The 6,215-nt window shown below is 24.0% G+C and carries 4 protein-coding genes and 1 tRNA gene; all 5 read right to left on the reverse strand.

All coding sequences use genetic code 11. The annotated features are described in order from the left end of the window. Positions 1 to 151: 151 nt before the first annotated feature. Positions 152 to 787 (reverse strand): hypothetical protein, encoded by a 636-nt coding sequence (locus VJ881_02210; GenBank protein ID HKL74855.1) that lies wholly within the window; start codon positions 785 to 787, stop codon positions 152 to 154. A 94-nt stretch (positions 788 to 881) separates the two neighbouring features. Beyond that, complete coding sequence (locus tag VJ881_02215; GenBank protein HKL74856.1) at positions 882 to 4,787, reverse strand: DUF445 family protein; 3,906 nt, start codon at positions 4,785 to 4,787, stop codon at positions 882 to 884. 150 nt (positions 4,788 to 4,937) lie between these two features. Continuing rightward, a tRNA-His gene (locus VJ881_02220) sits at positions 4,938 to 5,014 on the reverse strand. A 107-nt stretch (positions 5,015 to 5,121) separates the two neighbouring features. Further along, positions 5,122 to 5,790: a DUF3159 domain-containing protein gene (locus VJ881_02225; protein HKL74857.1), complete on the reverse strand. Its 669-nt coding sequence runs from the start codon at positions 5,788 to 5,790 to the stop codon at positions 5,122 to 5,124. Positions 5,791 to 5,827: 37 nt separating this feature from the next. After that, on the reverse strand, positions 5,828 to 6,215 hold a 388-nt coding region (locus tag VJ881_02230; GenBank protein HKL74858.1), incomplete at its 5' end, for a chemotaxis protein CheW.

The following is a 6,215-nucleotide window of genomic DNA, read 5'->3' on the forward strand; positions in this document are numbered from 1 at the left end:
GCTCCACCAGCAAGAACTAAAGACATGATTGCTAGTAAAAGAGTAAATAATTTACTTTTCATTAGGTTATAGCCTCCTTTAATTTAGGTTCTCTGTCTTTCCGCTAGTAGACAGGCTATAACCGCTCCGCTAAAAACACCGACCCCAATTATTAACTATTATGTAAAACAGTCAATCTTCTATTTATAGCATTCAAAGTAGCTTTTATTACAGCTAATTCCTTTTCATCATTTTCAGCTGCTATGCCTAAAAAAGTGTTTTCTTCTTTATCATCCAAAATAATAACTGATACTAAAACTGCCTCTCTATTACCGATTGAAACTTTTTTTATTTCTCCTGTTAGTAAATTACATACTTCTCCCAAATAAATTTGAACCGCATCAAGTGTTGCTTCACTAAATAATTTCAAACGATTAATAGAACTGGCCAAACCTTCAGCCTTACCTTTATAGATATCCTTACCTGCTTTTAATTCAATATTTACTTCTATCTCTTTCTTTTTAAAACTTTTATTAAATCCATTTATTAGCAACCTTGAATTTTTATTAGTATAAAGATCTTCATCACTTAATTGAGCTATACTAATCACCTTATGATCAATCTTAATATTATGATCGACCATAACTATTGATTCAATATCTCGAATAAGTTGTTTTGGCGCTTTTTGATCTGAAGCTAAAATATGCACTTCACTAATTTCACCTTCAGAATAAACAACTTTTGCTCCTTTTACTTCTGCCAACTTTTTTATACTTTTTTCTATAACAGCTGGATTTATAATATTCAATAACCTCACCCTTATAAAAAATAGTTATTTTTATATAAAATTACTTTCTTATATATAATATTGCAGATAATTTAAAATATTCCTGCAAAAATATTCAAGACAATAAATATTTTAGTATTATCTCAGAAATAAATCCAAAACCTCCACCAGAAAACCCATATATTTTGAGCCTATTCATATATTTACCAGCAAATGAATAAAATAAATCTTCTATTTCTTCAGAAGTCATTGCTTCCACTTCACTTTCAGTTATTTCCTTTATTTCAAATGCATTTATTAAATCAATAAAATTATTTTCTAAAGAGTCAAATGAAATTTCCAGAAATAATAAACTAAAATAATCTAAAGTTTCTTTTTCACTTAGTTGAATAAAATTATTTAAATATATTGGTAGTTCTCTTTTTAAATCTTCTTTCATATTTTCTTTATTTTCATTTATAATTTTTTCTATACTATTATTAAGTTTATCTTTAATTATAAAACTTTTTAGTTTTTGATCGGCAAAAATAAGATTAAATTCATCAAAAAGAAAGTTAAATAATTTATTTTGATCAATTACATTTAACCCATTTTCCAGAGAATAATATAACTCCTCATAAGAAATATCTGCTAATATATCTTTTAATTTGATATCTTCAGCTTTTTTTCTAAATACTTTATTAATCAATTTAAAACTAATATTTTTTATTTCTTTCTTATTTCTTGTTAATGAATTATTTAGATTAAATCCTAATTTTTTGATTAAATTGTGACTGTTAATTTTTTCTAAAAAAGATAATTCTCTTATATAATAATTCTTATTATACTGAAATAATTTATCAATAAGAAGATTATTTAATTCAACTATATTTTCTTCTATTTTTAATTTCTTTCCATTATTAACTATTATATCATTAAAATCATCTTTTATGTATAATCCTGTTTCTTTCATTTCAGTTTTTTGAATATCATCCAAAAATTCTTCAGCAACTTTTTTAAGACTTGCTTCTTTTTCTTTTAAAAAATCTGCCAGTTTATTATCAATAAAATGATCAACTGTCTTATCTGCAAGTTCATCAATACCACTTAAATTAAACATTAAACTTCCCAAAAATGAATTATTTTCTTTTATTTTATTTTTAATCAAATCTAAAAATTTTCTTTTTATCAATTCTCTATTTTCATTAAAAATTAATTGAATAATATTATTTAATAGTTTTGCTGACATATTACTTTTCTCAATCAATTTTAAAATATCAAGTGATATATACTCTTTATTTATTTTATTTAATTCAGTAGGCTTTATTTTTTGATTGGTTTTATTTTTGATTAATTTTTTTATCTTTTCTTTATTTATATCTAAATATTTTTCTAAATTTATAATTTCCTCATTATCATCCCACAATTTTTGATTTAAATCATTTATTTTATCTTCAACAAATGAATAATTTTCATGTTTTAATAATTCAGTTATACTTTTTTCTTCATGTTTTAATTCTTTTATTTCTGAATTAATTATATCTGCCAAATATTTACTTCCCAGTTTTCCTAAACTTTCATTATCTATATTTTTGAGCATATTACTAACAGTTGAAATTTCCAAATTTGAAATTTTATTTGAAACAATTTCTGCTATCCTTTGCTGATTATTATTAATAGTTTTAAATAAATTTTTACTTATAATCTCTGTTATTTTTTTACTATTATTTTTTAATAAATTTTCAACTCTTTTATATTTATCTTCTTCAATTAATTTCTGTATTTTTTCTATTAAATCATCTTTTTTTCCACCTAATATTTGGGTAACTGAATTTGCATTAAGAAGTTGATTATCAACAAATTCACCCATAGATTGGGCAAACCTATCCTTGTTTTGAGCAACTACCCCTGGAGTTAAAGGTAGAGAATAAGAAAAAAGATTCTTTTCCTGATAGGGATGGAAAATCATCCAAATAGCTATAACATTTGTTAAATAACCAATCAAAGCATAAATTAAAACTGCCAAAATAGGACCTGAAGACAATACTGGAGAAATAGAACTTAGATTTTCTAAAAAATATAATAAAATCCCACCTAAAGCTCCTAAACCTCCTCCAAATATTGTAATAGGTTTTAATTCTTTTCCCACAAAATCTTCAACAACACTCTGTAGATCTTCATCATTTAATTTATATAAACTACTACTAACTGTTTCTTCAATTTTGCCATCAAGTATTTCAGCCAGATTGTCCTCTAATAAAGTTATTAATGATTCAACACTTTTTTTGGAAAAATTCTCATTATTCTCAATTAGTTGCACTGCCTTTTTCCAGTAATCTTCTTCAGTGATTTTTAAGAAGTTATCCAAGATTTCTAATAGAAAATCATCAGTATTTATATTAGCTAAATATTTATTCGTTTCATTTAAACTATTTCTTGAATATTTTACAAAAAAGTTTATAATTTCTTTTTCATTTTCATCTAATTTTCTTAAAACAATTTTATTTACTTTTTGGGAATATTTATTATAAATTTCTTGGTTTAAAATATCTTTAACTTTTTTATCTTTTAGATTAGAAATATATTCACTGGATAAATTTTCTATTTTACCAGTTAATTCAGAAGAATATAGATATTTTCCCTTTATTTTTTTAATTATTAAATCCTGTAGATCATTATCGGCCAGATTACTAAAAAAATTAATTAGATAATTAGTTATTTTTTGAGAAGAAATATTTTTTACAAGGTAATTTATTATTCTCTTTTTATTATTTTCTAATATATTTATTAAATTATTAACTGTTAATATATCATTTTCAAATAGTAATTGTAGTAGATCTCCAGGACCATATTTTTTAATCAACTTTTTTAGTTCAGATAAACTATCAATTTCTTCTTTTTTTTCTTTCAAATAATCATTCATTTTATCTACAGGTTCATATTTTGCTACTCCTTCTTCTCCCAAAAAACTATAAAGAAATTTTTGTAATGAATTTTGAAATCCACTACCTCCTTCTAAAACTTCCATTAAAGTTTCATCTAATAAACCTTCTATATCCTCCTCATTATATTCAAGCCAATATTTCATTAAATCAAAAAAATAATCTTTTTCTTTTTTTATAAAATTTCTGTTTTTCTCATTTTCTTTAATTCCAATAATATCTGCAAAGGTAAAATTATGATTTAAATCTATTATTAAATTTTCAATTAATTTATTATATTCCTCTTGGCCTTTATTACTTTTTAATACTAATATTATATTTTCAATAAATACAGATAACAATTCACTTGCAGATTTATCATCAATTATATCATTATTTTCTTTAATAAAATCTTGAATAGCTTTTTTGAATTTTTGATTTATTTTCAGTTTATTATAAATATCATTTAGATAACTTTCGATTTCTTTGTCAAAGTTATTTTTTAAAAATATATCAATGTTTTTTGTTTCCTTATTTAAATTATTCTCCAGTTTATCAAGTAAACTATTATCAATTAATTCATTTATTTTTTTATTTGCAATTTCTTCATAAATTATATTGCTTAATTCATCTATTAAACTGTTATCATTAGTTTTTAATTCCTTAACTAACTGATCAAATAAATTGCTTATTATATATTCTAATTGATCTTTTTCAAAAATATTGCTGCTTATTTGATATTTTTTATCGATCTTAGAAAAATCTTCTTTATTTACTACATACTTTATAATATTTGAAATAGTATTTTCCATTTCAGGAATGTCTTTAACATTTTTTTTCTCCAATCTTTGAGGTAATTTTTCTGATATAATTTCTTTTACTATCCTATTTATAACTAATTTTAATTCTTCACTTTCTAACTTATTTTCAAGAGTATGGTGATTAACAATTTCTCTTTCAATTAATTGACTGGTGTTTTTTATAAATTCATCTTTAGTCTTTAAAATAACTCCACCAAGAGGTCCATATTCTTTAAAAAGCATTTTAATTGCAAAATTATTAGTTATGTAACCTGCAGTTGCTCCAAAAATTATATTTGTTGTTAAAGTATAAAGATCCATATTTATTCCCCTTAAAATAATATTAGATTTTTCATTTTTTACAAAGCTTTCACTATATTAACTTTCAATAAAAATACATTATTTCCTTTTCGCAATTTTCAAAAATTTTATAAGCAAAAAAAAATCACACCCTAAAGGTGTAATAATAAATGGGGTGGGTGAAGAGGTTCGAACTCTCGGCCTCAGGATCCACAATCCTGCGCTCTAACCGACTGAGCTACACCCACCACAAAGCTATTTTTTTAGTATATCTCTTTCGCGACATTATTTATTATACATATAAAACACTTTATTGTCAAGTCATTTTTCTCTCATTTTAAATTTCTTTTAATAATTAAAATCCACGTTTCTGTCCTTCCCACGGTGGTTTTTTATTTTCTTTAAATTCCTCTACACCTGGTCCTCCCAATTTTTTCAATCTCCAAATACCATAAATATAACTTATAAGTAAAATAGTTATTGTAAAAGGCCAACCTAATAAGATATTAGACCAGGTCAAATTACTTTCTCCTAAGCGATAAATATATATTTGAATAGTCAATCGCATAAGTAAAAATATAACCCAAAATATAGTTACTTCTCGATAAGCAGGCTTTATATCATCTCTCCAAAACCATTCAAGAGGCCAGCCTCTAGTTAAATGACTGGCCCAGGCAGCCAGAGGTTTATTTATGATTAAACTAAGAGTAGCAATTATTATCAAAACAGTGCTATTTATAATTGATGGAATAAAATAACTTGCTGTATTTTTAGTAAAATAGGCCAAGGAAGATGCAATAATTACAATAATTAAACCACCAAAAGCATATTTCCAGGGCTGTTTTTTTAATAATCTAATTATTCCAATTACTAATGAAACTAAAATAGCAGACACTGAAGCGATGGTTAAATTTAAGAAATTACTTGTTAGTACAAATATTAAAGGAGGTAAAATAGCATCAATAGTTTTACTTGAAAGCACTGTCCTTAACTCTTCTAATAACTCTTTTATCCTGATACTCACTGAAATTACCTCCTATTTTATTTTTATTTTATCATATTTATTTATTTTCTTTATCATCTTTCTTTTCCTTATCAGAAAAGAGAACTTTCTCCACATTAATTATAACTAAAAGGTCATTATCATAATTTACTACACCTTCTATAAAGTCTTCCTTTAGACCTCTTCTACTGTCTGTCATCTCTTCTATATTATCTACATTTAGGGTTACTACCTCTCTTACATTATCTACTAATACCCCAATAATTATATCTTTTATATTAGTTACTATTATCTTTTTTTCTTTAAAACTTTCATCTTCCCCTTTGTTAAGATTTAATTTTTTCTTTAAGTTTACTACCGGTACTACCTGTCCTCTTAAGTTTATTACTCCTATAATATGATCTGCTGTATTTGGTACATTAGTTATTTTTGGGGTTTTTATAATC

The organism is Halanaerobiales bacterium, assembly GCA_035270125.1.
GTDB lineage: Bacteria > Bacillota > Halanaerobiia > Halanaerobiales > DATFIM01 > DATFIM01.

Excerpts from the sequence above, each read along its gene's own strand:
- VJ881_02215 (HKL74856.1), bottom strand. The coding sequence starts at position 4,787 with ATGGATCTTTATACTTTAACAACAAATATAATTTTTGGAGCAACTGCA.